The sequence below is a fragment of the Micromonospora sp. NPDC047644 genome (assembly GCF_040704315.1).
Taxonomy (GTDB): Bacteria; Actinomycetota; Actinomycetes; order Mycobacteriales; family Micromonosporaceae; genus Micromonospora.
Map to the genome: position 1 here is coordinate 1 of NZ_JBEYSY010000025.1, position 16,999 is coordinate 16,999.

Annotated in this window: 20 protein-coding genes; 13 read left to right on the forward strand and 7 right to left on the reverse strand. The window is 72.4% G+C overall.

The features are described from left to right. The first annotated feature begins 343 nt into the window (after positions 1–343). Genes AB0877_RS29815 through AB0877_RS29825 form a run of 3 tightly spaced genes read left to right on the forward strand, consistent with a single transcriptional unit; the run spans position 344 to position 1,988 of the window. Positions 344–826 (forward strand): DUF6232 family protein, encoded by a 483-nt coding sequence (locus AB0877_RS29815; RefSeq protein WP_355005366.1) that lies wholly within the window; start codon positions 344–346, stop codon positions 824–826. Then, a complete protein-coding gene (locus AB0877_RS29820; protein WP_366612884.1) occupies positions 823–1,212 on the forward strand; it encodes a hypothetical protein in 390 nt (129 codons plus the stop codon). The genes AB0877_RS29815 and AB0877_RS29820 overlap by 4 nt, the downstream gene beginning before the upstream one ends. Positions 1,213–1,259: 47 nt before the next feature. Beyond that, complete coding sequence (locus AB0877_RS29825; RefSeq protein WP_366612886.1) at positions 1,260–1,988, forward strand: hypothetical protein; 729 nt, start codon at positions 1,260–1,262, stop codon at positions 1,986–1,988. Positions 1,989–2,012: 24 nt separating this feature from the next. Here AB0877_RS29825 and AB0877_RS29830 read toward each other — a convergent pair whose 3' ends face one another. Further along, positions 2,013–2,471: a rhodanese-like domain-containing protein gene (locus tag AB0877_RS29830; RefSeq protein ID WP_366612888.1), complete on the reverse strand. Its 459-nt coding sequence runs from the start codon at positions 2,469–2,471 to the stop codon at positions 2,013–2,015. A gap of 71 nt (positions 2,472–2,542) precedes the next feature. Between AB0877_RS29830 and ftrA the strand changes: the two genes are divergently transcribed. Further along, positions 2,543–3,574: a transcriptional regulator FtrA gene (gene ftrA, locus AB0877_RS29835; protein ID WP_366612890.1), complete on the forward strand. Its 1,032-nt coding sequence runs from the start codon at positions 2,543–2,545 to the stop codon at positions 3,572–3,574. A 42-nt stretch (positions 3,575–3,616) separates the two neighbouring features. Here the strand turns inward: ftrA and AB0877_RS29840 are convergent, their stop codons facing one another. Together AB0877_RS29840 and AB0877_RS29845 are read right to left on the reverse strand one after the other, a co-directional pair. After that, positions 3,617–4,513 carry a ribokinase gene (locus tag AB0877_RS29840; protein ID WP_366612892.1) on the reverse strand — a complete coding sequence of 299 codons (897 nt, stop codon included), beginning with the start codon at positions 4,511–4,513 and terminating at the stop codon, positions 3,617–3,619. Positions 4,514–4,536: 23 nt separating this feature from the next. After that, entirely contained in the window at positions 4,537–5,337 is an 801-nt protein-coding gene (locus AB0877_RS29845; protein WP_366612894.1) for an ABC transporter ATP-binding protein, read from the reverse strand. Between the two features lie 119 nt (positions 5,338–5,456). Between AB0877_RS29845 and AB0877_RS29850 the strand changes: the two genes are divergently transcribed. Together AB0877_RS29850 and AB0877_RS29855 are read left to right on the forward strand one after the other, a co-directional pair. Further along, positions 5,457–6,455, forward strand: coding sequence for an ATP-binding cassette domain-containing protein (locus AB0877_RS29850; protein ID WP_366612896.1), 999 nt, complete (start codon positions 5,457–5,459; stop codon positions 6,453–6,455). Next, positions 6,452–7,465, forward strand: a complete 1,014-nt coding sequence (locus tag AB0877_RS29855; RefSeq protein ID WP_366612898.1) for an ABC transporter permease subunit — start codon at positions 6,452–6,454, stop codon at positions 7,463–7,465. Before AB0877_RS29850 ends, AB0877_RS29855 begins: the two co-directional genes overlap by 4 nt. 124 nt (positions 7,466–7,589) lie before the next feature. On the opposite strand, the gene AB0877_RS29860 is transcribed toward AB0877_RS29855, so the two are convergent. Continuing rightward, positions 7,590–8,765, reverse strand: a complete 1,176-nt coding sequence (locus tag AB0877_RS29860) for an ROK family transcriptional regulator (RefSeq protein WP_366612900.1) — start codon at positions 8,763–8,765, stop codon at positions 7,590–7,592. A 168-nt stretch (positions 8,766–8,933) separates the two neighbouring features. Between AB0877_RS29860 and AB0877_RS29865 the strand changes: the two genes are divergently transcribed. From AB0877_RS29865 to AB0877_RS29880, 4 genes are all read left to right on the forward strand, one after another. Further along, positions 8,934–10,388 carry a glycoside hydrolase family 3 N-terminal domain-containing protein gene (locus tag AB0877_RS29865; protein ID WP_366612902.1) on the forward strand — a complete coding sequence of 485 codons (1,455 nt, stop codon included), beginning with the start codon at positions 8,934–8,936 and terminating at the stop codon, positions 10,386–10,388. Positions 10,389–10,525: 137 nt separating this feature from the next. Continuing rightward, a complete protein-coding gene (locus tag AB0877_RS29870; protein WP_366612904.1) occupies positions 10,526–11,080 on the forward strand; it encodes a hypothetical protein in 555 nt (184 codons plus the stop codon). After that, on the forward strand, positions 11,077–11,571 hold the full coding sequence (locus tag AB0877_RS29875; RefSeq protein WP_366612906.1) for a DCC1-like thiol-disulfide oxidoreductase family protein: 495 nt from the start codon (positions 11,077–11,079) through the stop codon (positions 11,569–11,571). Before AB0877_RS29870 ends, AB0877_RS29875 begins: the two co-directional genes overlap by 4 nt. Next, the gene (locus AB0877_RS29880) at positions 11,534–12,232 is read left to right on the forward strand and encodes a TetR family transcriptional regulator (protein WP_357208605.1); all 699 of its coding nucleotides are present in this window, start codon (positions 11,534–11,536) and stop codon (positions 12,230–12,232) included. The genes AB0877_RS29875 and AB0877_RS29880 overlap by 38 nt, the downstream gene beginning before the upstream one ends. A gap of 346 nt (positions 12,233–12,578) precedes the next feature. Here the strand turns inward: AB0877_RS29880 and AB0877_RS29885 are convergent, their stop codons facing one another. Then, positions 12,579–13,241 (reverse strand): GNAT family N-acetyltransferase, encoded by a 663-nt coding sequence (locus AB0877_RS29885; RefSeq protein ID WP_366612908.1) that lies wholly within the window; start codon positions 13,239–13,241, stop codon positions 12,579–12,581. Between the two features lie 169 nt (positions 13,242–13,410). On the opposite strand from AB0877_RS29885, the gene AB0877_RS29890 reads away from it, so the two are divergent. Both AB0877_RS29890 and AB0877_RS29895 read left to right on the forward strand, forming a co-directional pair. Continuing rightward, the gene (locus tag AB0877_RS29890; RefSeq protein ID WP_366612910.1) at positions 13,411–13,602 is read left to right on the forward strand and encodes a DNA repair protein; all 192 of its coding nucleotides are present in this window, start codon (positions 13,411–13,413) and stop codon (positions 13,600–13,602) included. 150 nt (positions 13,603–13,752) lie between these two features. Beyond that, positions 13,753–14,271, forward strand: coding sequence for a hypothetical protein (locus AB0877_RS29895; protein ID WP_366612912.1), 519 nt, complete (start codon positions 13,753–13,755; stop codon positions 14,269–14,271). Between the two features lie 10 nt (positions 14,272–14,281). On the opposite strand, the gene AB0877_RS29900 is transcribed toward AB0877_RS29895, so the two are convergent. Together AB0877_RS29900 and AB0877_RS29905 are read right to left on the reverse strand one after the other, a co-directional pair. Further along, a complete protein-coding gene (locus AB0877_RS29900; protein WP_366612914.1) occupies positions 14,282–15,010 on the reverse strand; it encodes a Clp protease N-terminal domain-containing protein in 729 nt (242 codons plus the stop codon). A gap of 60 nt (positions 15,011–15,070) precedes the next feature. Further along, a complete protein-coding gene (locus AB0877_RS29905; protein WP_366612916.1) occupies positions 15,071–16,069 on the reverse strand; it encodes a glycosyltransferase in 999 nt (332 codons plus the stop codon). A gap of 112 nt (positions 16,070–16,181) precedes the next feature. Between AB0877_RS29905 and AB0877_RS29910 the strand changes: the two genes are divergently transcribed. After that, positions 16,182–16,997, forward strand: coding sequence for a DUF72 domain-containing protein (locus tag AB0877_RS29910; RefSeq protein WP_366612983.1), 816 nt, complete (start codon positions 16,182–16,184; stop codon positions 16,995–16,997). Positions 16,998–16,999 lie beyond the last annotated feature (2 nt).

Genomic DNA, 16,999 nt, shown 5'->3' on the forward strand with positions numbered 1-16,999 from the left:
GCGGGCGGTGCGGGCTGCGGCGGCGGCGGGCGGTGCGGGCTGCGGCGGCGGCGGGCGGTGCGGGCTGCGGCGGCGGGCGGTGCGGGCTGCGGCGGCGGCTTCGATGGCGGGATGCAGCGGCGGTGACTGCGACGCGGCGACGCGTGATGTCGCAAACGATTCAGCTCCAAAGGACCATCGCACCATCACCTCTGCCCGGCGGACCGCGGACCGCGGACGGCGGAGACCCTCGGCACCCCACCGTCTTTCGAAGGCGATAGACCGCGCCGAGAACGGGGCGAGGACGGCCGGACGCTGGGGGCCGAACTGAGCGAGGCTTGCCCTGCGGTGGTTAGGCTTAGTGATGACCCTCTATTACCGGGACGACGCGGTGCAGGTGACCTCCGAGTCGATCCGGGCGGGTGGTCACGTGATCGCCCTGTCCGACGTGACGTTCGTCTGGCACGCACGGGGGCAGAAAACCCTCGCCGTACGCGGCCGTGTGCTGGGGCGCGGTGTCCTGGTCCTGCTGCTCTCGCTGCCGCCGCTGGTCGCCGTGGTCTGCGTGCTGTCATTGGCCTGGTCGGCTCAGGATCGAGGCAACTGGCAACTGGCGCTGATCATCCTGGCCGCCTGCGCGGCGGGGGCGCTCGCGCTGGCACCGTTCCTGGAGATCCCCCTCGGCTGGCTGGACCGCTCCTACGAGCGTGGCAGCCACGTGCACGAGTTGTGGGTGCAGCACCACGGTCGGGAGGACCTGCTGGTGCGAACCCCGGACGCGCTACGGTTCGGGCAGATCTACCGGGCCGTGCAACGCGCCGTCGAACAACAGGGGGACCACCGATGACCACCCGCCGCCGCGAGGCCGTCGCCTTGGCCGGCCTGCTCGCGACGGCCGGCGTCACACATCTGGTACGCCCCGGCGTCTACGACCCGATCGTGCCGCGTGCGCTGCCCGGCCCGCCCCGCTTCTGGACGTACGCCAGCGGGGTCGCCGAACTGGTGGTGGCCGCGGCTGTCGCGAACCCGGCCACCCGGCGGGCCGGCGGCCGGGCAGCCGCCGCCCTCTTCGTCGCCGTCCTACCGGCGAACGTCAAGATGGCCGTGGACTGGCGGCGCCGACGCCCGACACAGCGGGCCATCGCGTACGGCCGAGTGCCGTTGCAGGTGCCGCTGGTCTGGTGGGCGCTGCGGGTGGCCCGTGCCGACACCGCCGGTCGACAGGGACGCTGACCAGCTCCAACGCGCGGTTGTGGCAAGGCCGACGCACACTTGACCCCATGGCGATTCCCCTCCCCACCCCGACCGCCGTGGTCGGTCTGACCCGTTCCGCTCTCGACCAGGCGCTCGGCTCGGCCGCGTCGATGGCTGCCGTGCCCGCCCGCGCGTTCGCCGTACTCGACGGGGTGGAGCAGCTACTGGCCCGGATCAACGGCGTGGTCGACCGGATCGAGACGACCCTGGATCGGACCGACCAGGTGCTCACCGACGCCGAGGGCGCGGTTCGCGAGGTGGCCGTCATCAGCGCCGCCGCGACCACCGCCATCGACACGGCCACCGAGGTGGCCACCGCCGCCGCCGCGGTGGTCGCCGAGGCCGACCGGGTCTCCCGGGTGGCGGGCACCGTGGTTGCCGAGGCCGACCGGGTCGCGAACCGCGCCTCCGTCACCGTGGGCACCGCGACGGAGGCCGCCGCCACCGCTGCCGAATTGCTGGCGGCGTACGAGCCGGCGCTGCGTCGGGCCGCGCCGATGGCCGAGCGGTTCGTCGAGGAGCTGAGCCATGAGGAGATCACCGCGGCGATCCACCTGATCGACGAGCTGCCCAAGCTCCGCGAGCATCTGACGGCGGACATCCTGCCGATCCTGGCCACGCTGGACCGGGTCGGCCCCGACCTGCACGACCTGCTCGACGTCACCCGTGACCTCAAGCTCGCCGTGGCCGGCATCCCCGGGCTGGGAATGCTGCGCCGCCGCGGCGAGAAGCTCGCCGACGAGCCGGTGGGGTGAGCGCCAGCCGGCTCGCGCCGCCGATCAGCAGTCGCAGGTGATCGTCGTGGCGGGCGCGGTGAGGTCGTCGACCGGTCGTCGGGTAAGCCCGGTCTCCGTCACCACCGGCAGCCCCTCCCTGACCCAGTATTCGAACCCGCCGAGCATCTCCTTCACGGGATGGCCCAGCTGGGCGAACTCCAGCGCCGCCCGGGTCGCGCCGTTGCAGCCCGGACCCCAGCAGTAGGTCACGACCGCCGACCCCGGCGGGATCAGCTCCGCCGCCCGGGTCGCGATCTCGGCGGTGGGTAGGTGCACCGCGCCGGGTAGGTGCCCCTGCCCCCAGGCGGCCGCGCCGCGGGAGTCGACGACCACCAGACCCGGGGTACGTGCCGACAGGTCGGCGTGCACGTCACTGACGTCGGTCTCGACACTGAGTCGCCCGTGGAACCAGGCGGCGGCGGTGGCCGGGTCGGCTGACGGAACGGCGAAGGTGAAGGTCATGCACCGATCCTCGCCGGGGCCCCGACCACGGAGCGAGTGGCGGGAACGACATGCTGCGCTAACATCCCGCCATGCCGATCCCGACGGCCACCACGACCGGTCCGCGTCCGCTGCCCGCGCCTCGACGACCGGCGGCCGCGCACCGGGTCGCCGTGCTCGCGTACCCGGGGATGTCGGTGTTCGAGACCGGGATCGTGACCGAGGTGTTCGGACTGGCCCGGCCCGAATTCGACGTCGACTGGTACGACGTCGTGGTCTGCGCCGAGCGGCCGGGGCCGGTGCCGGTGGTCGGCGGAGCGAGCCTGCACACCCCGTACGGTCTGGCCGAACTGGCGGCGGCGCGGACGGTGATCGTGCCCGGCGTACCGGACGTGACCGCTGACCCGTCGCCCGAGCTGGTGACCGCGCTGGGTGAGGCGCGTCGGCGCGGGGCCCGGATCATGTCAATCTGCTCGGGCGCGTTCGCGCTGGCGGGGGCGGGCCTCCTGGACGGCCGCCGGGCCACGACCCACTGGCGGTACGCGGAGCTGCTGGCGCGGCGCTACCCACTGGTCGAGGTGGACCCGGACGTGCTCTACCTCGACGACGGCGACCTGCTCACCAGTGCCGGCAGCGCCGCCGGGCTGGACCTCTGCGTACACGTGATCCGGCGTGACCACGGCGCGGCGATCGCCAACGCGGTCGCCCGACGATTGGTGATCCCACCGCACCGCGACGGCGGGCAGGCCCAGTTCGTCGAGGCGCCGGTGCCCGCCGACCCGGCCGACGACCGGATCGCGGTCAGCCTCGACTGGGCACTCGCCCACCTCGCAGAGCCGCTGAGCGTCGCCCAGCTCGCCGAGCGGGCGCACATGTCGTCCCGCACGTACCTGCGGCATTTCGCCCGAGCCACCGGCACCAGCCCGATTCGTTGGCTGGTGGAGCAGCGGGTCCGCGCCAGCCTGACCCTGCTGGAGGAGACCGACGCCGCTGTCGAGCAGGTCGCCCGCGCGGTGGGCTTCGACACCCCGGTGACCTACCGCCACCACTTCGGCCGGGTCATGCTGACCGCACCGTCGGCGTACCGCCGGGCCTTTCGCACCGGTGCCGGCCAGCGGGCCTGACAGGCCGCGACGGTCGGGCGGTTCGGTGCGCGAGCGACGGGGTCAGGCCGGCGCGTACAGCTCGTCGATCTCGGCGCGTTGCGGTAGCGCCACCGAGGCGCCGAGCTTGCGGACGCAGGCAGCGCCGGCCGCCGACGCCCAACGCACCGCGTCGACCAGGTCGCGCCCTTCGCCCCAGCCGACGGCCAGCGCGGCGGTGAACGCGTCACCGGCGGCGGTGGAGTCGACCACGTCGACCCGTACCGCCGGCACGTGCACCTCGGCACCGTCCCGGTCGACGTACCAGGCGCCCTCCCCGCCGAGGGTGAGCACGGCCCGGGGAGTCAGGTCGAGCAGCGCGCGCGGCTCCTCCCGACCCCGGCCGGCGAGGGCATGCGCCTCGCCCTCGTTGACGACCAGCAGGTCCACGGCGGCCAGCAGCTCGGGTGGGAGGTCCCGCGCCGGGGCGGCGTTCAGGATGACCCTGGTGCCGGCCTCGTGGGCGGCCTCCGCGGCGGCGGTCACGGTCTGCACCGGGATCTCCAGTTGCGCGACCAGGACGTCCGCCGTCCGCACGGTGGTCAGCTCCTCCTCGCTGAGACCGACCAGGGCGTCGTTCGCGCCGGGGGTGACCACGATGGCGTTGTCCCCCTGCGCGTTGACCATGACCAGTGCCACTCCCGAGGTGCCGTAGACCACGCGGAGCTGACTGGTGTCCACGCCGGCCGCGGTGATGCGGGCCTTAAGGGTGACGCCGAAGGCGTCCGAGCCGATCGCGCCGAGGAAGGCACAGGACGCGCCGGCCCGGGCCGCGGCCACGGCCTGGTTGGCACCCTTGCCGCCGGGCACCATCACGAAGTCGGTGCCGAGCATGGTCTCGCCCTGCCGAGGCAGCGCGGGCGCCATCGCGACGAGGTCCATGTTGGCGCTGCCCACCACGGCGACCCGGGTCTGTGGCACGGCCGTCTCCGCCTGTCCGATGCTCAGGCGGCGCGGGCCGTGAAGCGGTCGCCCGACCGCTCGACGACGAGTGGCAGCCCGAAGGTCTTGGAGAGGTTGTCACCGGTCAGGGTCTCGGCCAGCAGGCCCTGGGCGACCACCCCGCCCTCGCGCAGGAGCATCGCGTGGGTGAACCCGGGCGGGATCTCCTCGACGTGGTGGGTGACCAGCACCATCGCCGGGGCGTCCGGGTCGTACGCCAGCTCGGCCAGTCGGGCGACCAGGTCTTCCCGACCGCCCAGGTCGAGACCGGCGGCGGGCTCGTCGAGCAGCAGCAGCTCCGGGTCGGTCATCAGGGCACGGGCGATCTGCACCCGCTTGCGCTCACCCTCGGAGAGGGTGCCGTATCGCCGTTCGGCGAGACCACCGACGCCGAGTTGACTCAGCAGTGCCCGCGCCCGCGCCTCGTCGCCACGGTCGTAGTTCTCCCGCCAACGGCCGACCACCGACCAGGCGGCGGTCACCACCACGTCGCTGACCCGCTCGTCGGCGGGCAGCCGCTCGGCGATCGCGGCGGTGGTGAGCCCGATCCGGGTACGCAGCTCGTTGACGTCGGTGCGGCCGATCCGCTCGCCGAGCACGTGCGCGACACCCGTGGTGGGGTGCAGCCGGCCGGCGGCGAGGTTGAGCAGTGTGGTCTTGCCGGCGCCGTTGGAGCCGAGCACGACCCACCGCTCGTCCAGTTCGACGCGCCAGGTCAGGTCCTGTAGGAGAGCGGTGCCGGAGCGGCGTACGCCGACGCCGTCGAGGCTGACCACCAGATCCGGGTTCACCGCACCATCCAACCACGCAGCGCCGGGGTGCCCCCCATGGGCGGCACCTCAGCCATAGGGTGAAGCGCCGTGTCATTGATCACCAAGTCCGGAGGACGGCCCATGCCCAGCCGACGTACGGAGCTGCGCAGATGAGCGCGGTCATCGAGATCGAGGGTCTCCGCAAGAGCTTCCGCAGCCTGCGCAGCGGCCAACGGGTGGCGGTCGATGGGTTCGACCTGCTGGTCGAGGCGGGCCAGGTCCACGGCTTCCTTGGCCCCAACGGCTCGGGCAAGACCACCACCCTGCGGGCCCTGCTCGGGCTGGTACGCGCCGACAGCGGCCGGATGATGGTGCTCGGCGAACCGTCGCCGGAGTTGCTGCCCCGGGTGGCGGGTCAGGTCGGCGCCATCGTGGAGAGCCCGCAGTTCTTCGGCAACTTCACCGGCTACCGGACGCTGCGACTGTTGGCCCGCGCCGGTGGTGTGCCGGCCTCGCGGGTGGACGAGGTGCTGGATCTGGTGGGCCTGCACGACCGGGGCGATGAGCGGGTGAAGGGCTACTCGCTGGGCATGAAGCAGCGGCTGGCGGTGGCGTCCGCGCTGTTGAAGGACCCGCGTCTGCTCATCCTGGACGAGCCGGCGAACGGGCTGGACCCGGCGGGCATCCGGGAGATGCGGGACCTGATGCGGTCGCTGGCGGCCAACGGGGTGACAGTGCTGGTGTCCAGTCACATCCTGGGCGAGATCCAGCTGATCTGCGACCACGTCACGATCATCTCCCGGGGCCGACGGGTCGCGACCGGTCGGGTGGACGAGGTGCTGGCGGGCCACGACCGGCACGAGTTCCTGGTGCGGGTGGCCGAGCCGGAGCGGGCCGTCGAACTGCTGCGCGCGGCTGAGCTGACGGCGGTGGTGGACGGCGGAGCGTTGGTGGTGAGCGGGGTGAGCGACCCGACGGCGATCAGCAGGGTGCTCGGTGAGCAGGGTCTGTGGGTGGGCGAGCTGACGCCGCTGCGGCCGGATCTGGAGAGCGTCTTCCTGGAGCTGACCGGCGCGTACGAGCATGCGTCGGTGCCCCGGCAGGTCGGCGACCCGTCGCTGCCGCAGGGCGATGCTGTGATCGACCTCGATCGGGGAGTGGACGCGTGAACCTGGTGCGTGCCGAGTTGGAGCGACTGTCCGCGCGTCGCTTCGTGCAGCTCATGGTGGTCCTGTTGGTGTTGGCGTTCGCCGTCACGGCGGCGACCACCCTTGCCGGTTCGCACAAGCCGAGCGTCAGTGAGCTGAACTCGGCGCAGACGCAGGCCGCCGAGGCGCGGCGTGACCTGGAGGCCACCCACCAGGAGTGCCTGGCCCGCCAGGAAGGCACGGTGACCTCCGACACGAACCGGTACTTCCCCAGCGACTGCTCCGAGATCGACCCGATCCGGCAGGACCGGCTGCCGATCACCGCCGACTTCCTGCCGGGTGTGTTCACCTTCGCCGAGCAGGCAAAACCGTTGCTGTACTTCCTCATCGCGTTCCTGGTGCTGTTCGGGTTCCTGGTCGGCGCGTCCTACATCGGCGCGGATTTGACCTCGGGCGGGGTGGTGAACCTGCTGCTCTGGCGACCGCGCCGGTTGACGGTGCTCGCGGCGAAGCTGGGCACCCTGCTCGGCGCGGTGCTGGTCCTGGCCCTGCTGGCGTCGGTGCTCTATCTCGCCACGTTCTGGGTGATCGGGCAGGCTTTCGGGTTGCCGGGCCGGCTGGACGGTGACTTCTGGCGCTCGCTCGGCGCGGTGCACGGCCGTGGCCTGGTGCTGGTGCTGCTGGCCTCCGCGCTGGGCTTCGCGATCGCCACGCTGGGTCGGCACACGTCCGCGGCGCTCGGCGCGCTCGCCGCGTACGCGGTGGTCTGGGAGTTGGGTGGCCGAGTGGTCCTGGAGATCATCGACGCGCGGAGGTCCGACCTGTTCATGCTGTCCAGCCACATCGGGGCGTGGCTCAACGGCGAGGCGCGGTTCTACGACGAACAGGTCTGCCGGGGCAGCAGCCAACTCCCGTACTGCGAGGGGTTCTACACGGTGACCTGGCTGCCGGCGCTGTTGGTGCTGCTGGCGATCACCGGCGGGCTGACCACGGCGGCGTTCGCCGTGTTCCGTCGCCGCGACCTGATCTGACTCGAGGCCGTCGGGTCGCTCCGGTCCGGGCGGCCCGACGGAACGGCCGAGCCGACGCCCGGCAGGAGCTTGCAAGCCGTGGGCGCGCGGTGAAATATTCCTTCACATGACCGCCGCAGCGGGCTCAGCCGACGGTGGAGCCGAACACCTCGTCGCGTACGGCGTCCAGAGCGGTGCGCAGCGCGCCGTGCAGGATCGGCTCCTCGGTCAGCCCGGTCGGCACCACTCGCGGCTGGACCAGCGTGATCGCGGCGACCTCCTGCTGCACCCGGTCGGCGAGCGCCGCGCCACCGGCCTGGCCCACCTCGCCGGCGAGCACGACCAGCGGTGGGTCCAGCACCACGCAGGTGCTGGCCACGCCGAGCGCGAGCCGACGGGCCAGTTCGTCGAGCATCGGGCCGCCGTCAGCGCCGGCCGCCACGGCCGCGCGGACCGCCTCGGCGGCGTCGGCGTCCGGGTAGCCGTGCTCGCGCGCCACCGCGCGCACCGAGTCCGCACCGATCAGCTGCTGGAAGGCCGGCTTGGCGCGGCGCGAGACGTCGCGCGGGATCGGCGCGCCGGGCACCGGAAGGTAGCCGATCTCGCCGGCGGCACCGCTGCTGCCGTGGTGCAACCGCCCGCCCAGCATGATCGCCAGGCCGACGCCGGCACCCACCCAGACCAGCACGAAGTCCGACAGCCCCCGCGCCGCGCCGGACTGCGCCTCGGCCACGGCGGCCAGGTTGACGTCGTTCTCGAAGACCACGGGCGTGTGCAGGTCGTCCCGCAGCGCGGCCAGCAGACCACTGTGCCAGCGCGGCAGGTTGAAGGCGAAGGTCATGTCGCCGGTGCCGGGGTCGACCAGGCCCGGCGTGCCGAGCACGATCCGTCGTACGCTGCTCAGCTGCGCCTGGGCGCTGCTGGCCGCCTGCACGACGGCGTTGTGCACCACGCCCACCGGGTCGTCGGTGTCCCGGGTCGACTGCTCCACCCGGCCGATGACCGCGCCGGTGATGTCGGCGCACGCGGCCACCACCCGGTCCGGCCCGACGTCCACGCCGACCACGTGCGCGCTGCTCGGGCGGACGGCGTAGAGCTGGGCGTTCGGCCCTCGCCCACCGGCCTGCTCGCCGACCCGCGCGACGAGGCCGCGCTCCTCCAGCCGCTCGACGAGTTGCGAGGCGGTCACCTTCGACAGACCGGTCAGCTCGCCGAGTCGAGCTCGGGTCAGCGGGCCGCGTTCGAGGAGCAGTTCCAGCGCGGCACGGTCGTTGAGCGCCCGCAACAGACGGGGGGTGCCGGGCAGCCGGGTCGCACTCATGACACGTCCTCTAGTTTTAGTAAACTTTGCTAACTGTAAACCGCCCTGCGAACGGGTAGCCGTAGCGTAACGGTCACCCGACGGTGGGACGCTCCGCCGAGTCGGCAGGGCCAAGACCACCACCGGTACGACGTTTCGTACCCGCGGGGGCACCGAAGGGGGAAACACGTGGGGTTGGATCCAGGACTGCGCCGGCTGGCGCTGGGCACACTGCTGGCCGCGTACCCGGGGCCGGTCCCGCCGGACTGGGCGGTCGACCTGCTGGCCGACGGGTTGGCCGGGCACACCCTCTTCGGCACCAACGTGCACGACCCCGCGCAGGTGGCGGCGAGCACCGCCACACTGCGCACCGGTCGACCCGACGCGCTGATCGCGATCGACGAGGAGGGTGGCGACGTGACCCGGCTGGCGCACGCCACCGGAAGTCCGTACCCCGGCAACGCCGCCCTGGGTGCGATCGGCGATGTGGCCCTCACCCGACGGGTCTACCAGTCGATCGGCGCCGAACTGGCCGCGCTCGGCATCACCGTCAACCTCGCCCCCACCGTCGACGTCAACACCGCCGACGACAACCCGGTGATCGGCACCCGGTCCTTCGGCGCTGATCCGGTGCGGGTGGCCGCCCACTCGGCCGCCGCCGTGGCCGGGTTGCAGGCCGCCGGCGTGGCCGCCTGCGCCAAGCACTTCCCCGGGCACGGTGCCACCGTCACCGACTCCCACTACGAACTTCCCACGGTGGACGCTCCGCTGGACCTGCTCCGCCAGCGGGACCTACCGCCCTTCGCGGCCATCGTCGCCGCCGGGGCGCGCGCCGTGATGACCGCGCACATCCGGGTGCCGGCGCTCACCGGCGCCGACCCGGCCACCTTCAGCCGAGCCGTCCTGGTCGACCTGTTGCGCACCGAGTACGGCTTCACCGGCACCGTCATCACCGACGCGCTGGAGATGAAGGGCGCCGCGGTGGCCGCCGGTGGGGTCGGGCCGGCCGCGGTCCGGGCCCTGAGCGCGGGTGCCGACCTGCTCTGCATCGGCGCGAAGGTCGACGCCGGACTGGTCGAGCGGGTGGCCGCCGAGATCGTCGACGCGCTCGCCGACGGCCGGCTGACGAGGGCGCGGGTCGAGGAGGCGGCCGGCCGCGCCGCCGATCTCGCCGCCTGGACCCGGGCCGCCAGCGGATCACCCGCCACCGGCGACACCGAGCTGGGGTACGCGGCAGCGCGGCGAGCGGTCCGGGTGGACGGCCTGCTCACCGGCCTGGACCAGCCACTGGTGGTGCAACTGCACACGGAGTCGACGATCGCCGAGGGTCGGGTGCCGTGGGGCCTCGGTCCGCACCTGGACGGGGTGTCGGAGATCCGGGTGATCGCCGCCGAGACCGACCCGGCCACGCTGCGCGGATTGGCGGGTGACCGTCCCATCGTCCTGGTCGGACGACACCTGCACCGGCTGCCCGGCGGCCCGGACCTGATCGCCGACCTGGCGGCCCAGCACCCGGTGACAGTGGTGGAGATGGGCTGGCCGGCACAGTGGCGGCCCGTTGGCGTCCGCGCCTTCGTCACCACCTACGGCGCGAGCCACGCCAACGGTCGCGCCGCGGCCGAGGTGCTCGGCCTGGCCGGCTGAGCCACGGCGGTGTCCGGCCGGGCTGAACCGCTCGGCCGGATGCCGCGCTCCGGCACACCGCACCGGAGTGTCCACTGTCACTGGTCGCCACTTCTTGAACATGTTCAACATCGGCCCTACTCTCATGATGTCGGTAGTTGAACACGTTCAAGAAGGGCGTCCACATGGACATCAAGGTCTGGATGTACGTGATCTACCTCGCGGTCAGCGTCGGCCTGACCTTCTGGGTGGCACGAGCACTGTCCCGCAACGGGCAGGTCTTCCTGGAGGAGGTGTTCGCCGAGGAACGCCTCGCCCGAGCGGTCAACAGCCTCCTGGTGGTCGGCTTCTACCTGCTCAACCTCGGCTACGTCACGGTGGCGATGAAGCACCCCGACCCGGTCGATTCGACCAGCCAGGCCATGGAGGAGCTGTCTCTCAAGATCGGTCTGGTGCTGCTGGTGCTCGGCGCGCTGCACTTCTTCAACGTCTTCGCGCTCGGCCGGTACCGCCGAAACCGACTCCGCCAGCTCGCCACCCACCCCCCGCTCGCCCCGATCGGCCGACTCCCCATGCCGCCCGCCGCGCCCGGATCGCAGTTGGTCGGCGCGTACCCGGGCGGACCCCAGCCGGCCGGCGCACAGCCGGCAGGACCCCCGCCGGCCGGCCCGCAGCCGGGCGTCGGCCCGACGAACATCCCGCCAACCCGATGACCGTGCCCCCGACCGGTGGCGGCGGTCGGCTCCCGGATCCCACCGCTCAATCCGGCGGTGGGATCCGGGGGTTCACCGTCCTGTTCGACGCCGCCTGCCCGATCTGCCGCGCCGCCCGCCGCTGGTTGTCGACCCGCGCCCAGCTCGTACCCCTGGAGTTCGTTCCGGCCGGGTCCGCCGAGGCCCGGCGGCGCTTCCCCGGCCTGAACCACGACGCGACGCTGCGCGACCTCACCGTGATCGCCGACACCGGCGAGGTGTACGCGGGTGACGGCGCCTGGTTCGCCTGCCTCTGGGCGCTGACCGACCATCGGTCCACGGCCGAGCGGCTGGCCCGACCGCACCTGCTGCCCCTCGCCCGGCAGACGGTGGCCGCCGCCTCGGCGATCCGCGAGCGGATCCGCGACCCGTGGGCCGAGCCGACCGACGAACCGCCGGGATACGGTGACCTCGATGACCGAACAGCCTGCGCAGACGACCACTGCGGGTGACCCAGCCACCGCCCGGGGCGAGCAGACCCGGCAACTGATCCGGGACACCGCGATGCGACTGTTCCGCGAACGCGGATACGCCCAGACCACCATGCGGGCGATCGCGCAGGAGGCCGGCGTCGCGGTCGGCAACGCCTACTACTACTTCGGCTCCAAGGACCACCTGATTCAGGAGTTCTACGCCCAGTCCCAGGTCGAGCACCGGGCCGCCGCGCAGCCCGTGCTCGATCGGGAGGAGGCGTTCGGTCCCCGGCTCGCCGGAGTGTTGCACGCCGGGATCGACGTGTTGACGCCCTCACACGGATTCGCGGCGACCTTCTTCAAGACGGCGGCTGAGCCCACCTCGCCGCTGAGTCCCTTCTCCGCGGAGTCCTCCGGCCCCCGACAGGCGGCCATCGACCTCTTCGGCGAGGTGTTGACCGGCTCGACGGCAAAGGTCGACGCCGAGCTGCGTCCCCAACTGCCCGAGCTGCTCTGGCTCGCGTACATGGGCGTGATCCTCTACTGGGTGCACGACCGATCGCCGGGCCAGACCAAGACCCGCCAACTGATCGACGGGGCCGTGCCACTCGTCGACCGGCTCGTGGCGCTGTCCCGGCTCCGGGTCCTTCGGCCGGTGACCCGACAGGTGCTCGACCTGATTCGCACGCTCCGTCACTGACCCGATCAACCCACTTGGTCGGCGAAGCAGCAGGTCAAGTCCGCTTTTCGACACTCCGAACCGACAGCTTCAACCTTGCCCCGAGCCTGTTCGATACGTAGCGTGATCGACACGTAGCGGCCCGCCGCTACACCCGGAACCGGGGCCTGGGGGGAGGTTGCGGACCGTGGATCCGGCCCGGGATCCACGGTCCGCGCCCATCACCCGCCCCTACCCCCACCCCCGCCCCCGCGCCCGCGCCCGCCCTCGCGATCTTGCAGTTTCGGTTGTCGAAATCTGCGGGATGTCCGGGTTCGTCGCGACAGAAAGTGCAAGATCGCGGCTGGCTTCGGTGGCTGCGGGCCGGTCAGCGCGGATAGACCCCGTACGCGCGCCAGCCCCGGTCCGGGAAACCAGCGGCTTCGGCGACCCGGGCCGAGGCGTGATTGTCCCGCTCGTGCAGGTAGGTGGGGATCGCCCCCTCGTCGAGCACCCGTCGCGCAGCCTGGGCCACCAGCCGACGGGCGAGGCCGCGCCCCTGGGCTGCGGGCACGGTGCCGACCGCCAACTCGTGCCCGTACGCGTCGTGCCGTTTGATCGCCGCACCGGCCAGGTAGACGCCGTCCGGGTCACGGACCACCAGCACCGGGCGGTCGAAGAGTCGCAGCCACGGCGGCAGCCCGGCGGCGGTCGGCTCGGTCCACTCCCCCACGTCGGGCAGCGGGGCGGGTGCCCGGCTCCACCGGAAGGGACCGTCGTGTACGCAGAACTCGGGCCGACCGACGGCCTCCGGCAGCGCGGCCAGCAACCGGGTCGGCGTACGCCGAACAAGCGCGCGGATCGCCGCCACCCGGTCGGGCGCCACGGAGAGCACGGCGCTCTGCCCGGTGTCCACGGCGAGCGCGGGGCGGAGCCGGCCATCCCAGGCCGGTTCGGCACGCCGCTGCGAGGCGACCACGTGCAACCCCGGCCCGGCCGGCCACTGGCCGAGCCAGGTGGCCAGGTGCAGGTGGAGTCGCCGGTCGAGCATCCGCACCTCCCCGCGTCACCCGACCCGTCGTCGATCACCGTACGCCGAACGGCAGGGCCGGGCGCAGGATACGACAGGGCCGGGCGGAAAGGGTGCGGGAACCGATCACTGAGATCGACCGTCATAGGTATTTCCATATCTGGACACCTTTGTTTGGGACGGTGAACGCATGCCGATTCAGCCGAGCGACCACTACCAGCAGAACCCCGAGCGACTCTGGCGGGCGGCGGAGGCCGTCGGAGGCAACCCGCCCCAGCCGCGCTACCGGAACCCTCGGACGGTCGGCGGCGACCTGTCGTGGGCGGGACTGAACAAGCTCTCCGTCGACAGCTCCGGTAGGCACCGCCTGAACAGCCAATGACGCACCACCGAGTGGGTGGCACCGAAGGGCATCACCTGAGGTTCGACCGGGGCCGACACACCCGAGGAGGTCCAGCGGCGTCTTTCGCACACCTGTCGGGTAATTTCTTGTGGTCCGCCATCCCGGCCTACGACAGGAGAAGCTCCGCGCATGGGCAAGAAGACGATCCACGTCTCCGACTTCACCGGCACGGTTCTGCAGCAGGACGACGAGGTGGTCCGCGTCGTCGTGCTGGAGCACCCGGACCTGGTCGCCGGGCCCGTGCAGTTGGACGCCACCCCGGGCGAGGTGGAGAACATCGACGACGCCGCGCTGGACGTGGCGGTGGTGGAGATCCACGACCGGCACGGCCACGGTGAGCCCCGCCGGGTGGTGCTGACCGCCAGCGAGTTCGACGCGATGGCCACCGACGTGCCGATGGCGCAGCTGTTGAAGACGGCCGAGCGGGTTCGCCCGCCCAAGGCCCGCAAGACCACCGAGAAGGTCGACTACGGCACGCTGGAGCACGCCGGCAAGCCACACCGGGGCCGGGTCACCGAGGAGGAGGCCCGACTGGTGCGCGAGCGGCTCGACGAGGTCAACAAGCGCCTCGCCGACGCGGGCGTACGCCAGATCGACCCGGCCGATCCGGAGCACGCCCTGCGTTACGGCTTCCCTGAGGCGTCCTGACCCCGGGTTCTCACTTCTGTGCGACGGCGGCGGCGAGGGCGCTGGCCAGGTCACCCTCGACCGTCGCCTTGTCCAGGCCCAGGTTGGTGAGCACGCCGGCACCGTCCTCCTGCTCCAGCAGGGCGAGCAGCATGTGCTCGGTGCCGATGTAGTTGTGCCCGAGGCGCAGCGCCTCCCGGAAGGTCAGCTCCAACGCCTTCTTGCCGCGCGCGTCGTACGGAATGAGGTCCGGCACCTGCTCGGCGCGCGGCGGCAGGACGGCACCGACCGCCTCCCGTACCGCCTCGGGGGTGGCGCCGCGACCAGCCATCACCCTGGCGGCCAGCCCTTCCGGCTCGGCCAGCAGGCCCAGCACCAGGTGCTCGGGGCCGATCTCGGCGTTGCCGCTGGCGCGGGCCTCCTCCTGCGAGGCCATCACCACGTTGCGGGCGCGCGGGGTGAACCGGCCGAAGCCGGCGTTCGGGTCGAGCGCTGCCGCGTCGGTCGCCTTCGGCACGAAGCGCTTCTGGGCGGCCTGCTTGGTGACGCCCATGCTGCGGCCGATGTCGGTCCAGGAGGCGCCCGAGCGCCGGGCCTGGTCGACGAAGTGCCCGATCAGGTGGTCGGCGACCTCGCCGAGATGGTCGGCGGCGATGACCGCGTCGGTGAGCTGGTCCAGCGCGTCGGTGTGCGCGGTCTTGATCGCCTGGATCAGGTCGTCGAGCTTGACGGTGTTGCCCATCTGAAGAGGATCTGTCATGCGTCAACCATAGGTTGACGCATCCGCCTCGTCAACCCTGAGTTGACGACGGTGGTCCGATCAGGCGACGTAGTCCGGCAGGAGCCGGGCGACGGCCGCCGGCGACGGCATAGCGGCGATCTCCTCGGAGATCAGTCGTGCGGCGTCGCGCTGGTCGACCCGACCACGCCCCGGCAGCAGGAGGTGCGTCTGCTCGGCGATGGCGCTCGCGTCCGTCTCTCCGGGCAGGAGCCGAAGACCGGCCCCGGCCGCGGTGAGGGCCTCCGCGTTGGCGAACTGGTCCGCGCCCTGCGGCAGCAACAACTGGGGTACGCCCGCCGCGAGCGCGCCGAGGGTGGTGCCGCTGCCTCCGTGGTGCACCACCACGTCGGCGAGCGGCAGCACCTCCGCCTGCGACACCCACGGATGCACGCTGACCTGGTCGGGGATCTCTCCGAGCTGCTCCGGGGGCACCCGTCCCGCCGCGACCACCACCTGCGCGCCGAGCGTCGCCAGACCGGCGATGGCCGTACGGAGCAGCTCCGGCGTGCCGAACGCCGTACCGAGGGTCAGGTAGATCAGCGGCCGGCCCCGGCGAGCGGGCAGTGGGGCCGGCGTGGAGAAGGCGACAGGTCGCAGCTCGATGCGGCGTTCGGTGGCGAGGAAGTCCCGGTCCTGCAGCGAGGGCGGCCAGATGTCCAGGTGCGGCCTGCCGACGACCTCGGCGTTCCTGGTGGGCAGTTCCAGGCCGATGCCCTCGGGGAACATCCGGCCGAACCCGTGCCACAGGCCCGGGATCCCGGCCCGATGAGCCGCCACCGCCGCCCCCGGCAGCCCCCACTCGTGCACCACCAGGTCGGGCCGCAGCCGCGTCAGCTCCGGTGCGAGATCCTCGGCGTACACCTCGTAGAAGGCGTCGCCGGGACGGAACGGCCGCAGGCCGTTCGCGGCGAGTGGCGCGTGCACCTCCGTACCGGCGGCGAAGTGGACCTCGTGCCCGGCGTCCCGGGCGGCGATCGCCAGCGGGATCAGCGGGTAGGTGTGACCGACGGACGCAAGACTGGCGAACAGCACACGCATGGCGACGGACCCTACCTGCCGCACCGTGGGCCCGGCCGGGTCCGACGGCCCGGATACGGTGGGTCCGGTCAAGTCGGGAGGGCGGGTCATGCGTCTGCACGTGGGGTGCGCGATGTGGAGCCACCGGTCGTGGCCGGGCCACCGGCTGCCGCCCACCGAGCGCCTGGCGCACTACGCCAGTTGGTGCGACGCCGTTGAGGGCAACACCACGTTCTACGCGACCCCGGCCCGGGAAACCGTGGCCTCGTGGGCCGCGCAGACGGACCGCGGGTTCCGGTTCGTCCTCAAGCTCCCCAAGGTCATCACGCACGAACGTCGGCTCGCCAACGTCGACGAACCACTGCGCGCCTTTCTGGACGCCATCGAACCGCTCGGCCCACGCGCACACGCCCTCTGGATTCAACTGCCCGGCTCGTTCGCGCCCGCCGACGTCCCGGCGCTGGGCCGTTTCCTGCAACAGCTCCCGCGGTCCCACAGCTACGCGGTGGAGGTGCGCCATCAGGCGTTCTTCACCGAGGAGCGAGCGGCGCGACTACTCGGGGCCACCCTCGCCGCCGCCCGCGCCGAGTGGATCCCCTTCGACACGACCGCCTTCTTCGCGAGCCCGCCGACCAGTGACGCGGAGCGGGACGCCTGGACCAGGAAGCCTCGCGTGCCGCTCCGGTCCCTCGCGCTGACCGACCGGCCGATCGTCCGCTACCTCGGCCGCGACGACCCGACGCGCACGGTCGAGGGGTGGCAGCGCTGGGTCGACGTGACAGTGAGCTGGCTACGCGAGGGGCGCTCGCCCACGATGTTCATCCACACCCCGGACAACGCCGAAGCGCCGACGCTCGCCCGCCGGTTCCACGACGAGGTACGGGCCCGCGTACCCGGGCTCGACGCGTTGCCCGAGCCGATTCCGGTCGAGCCGTTGACGCTGTTCTGACC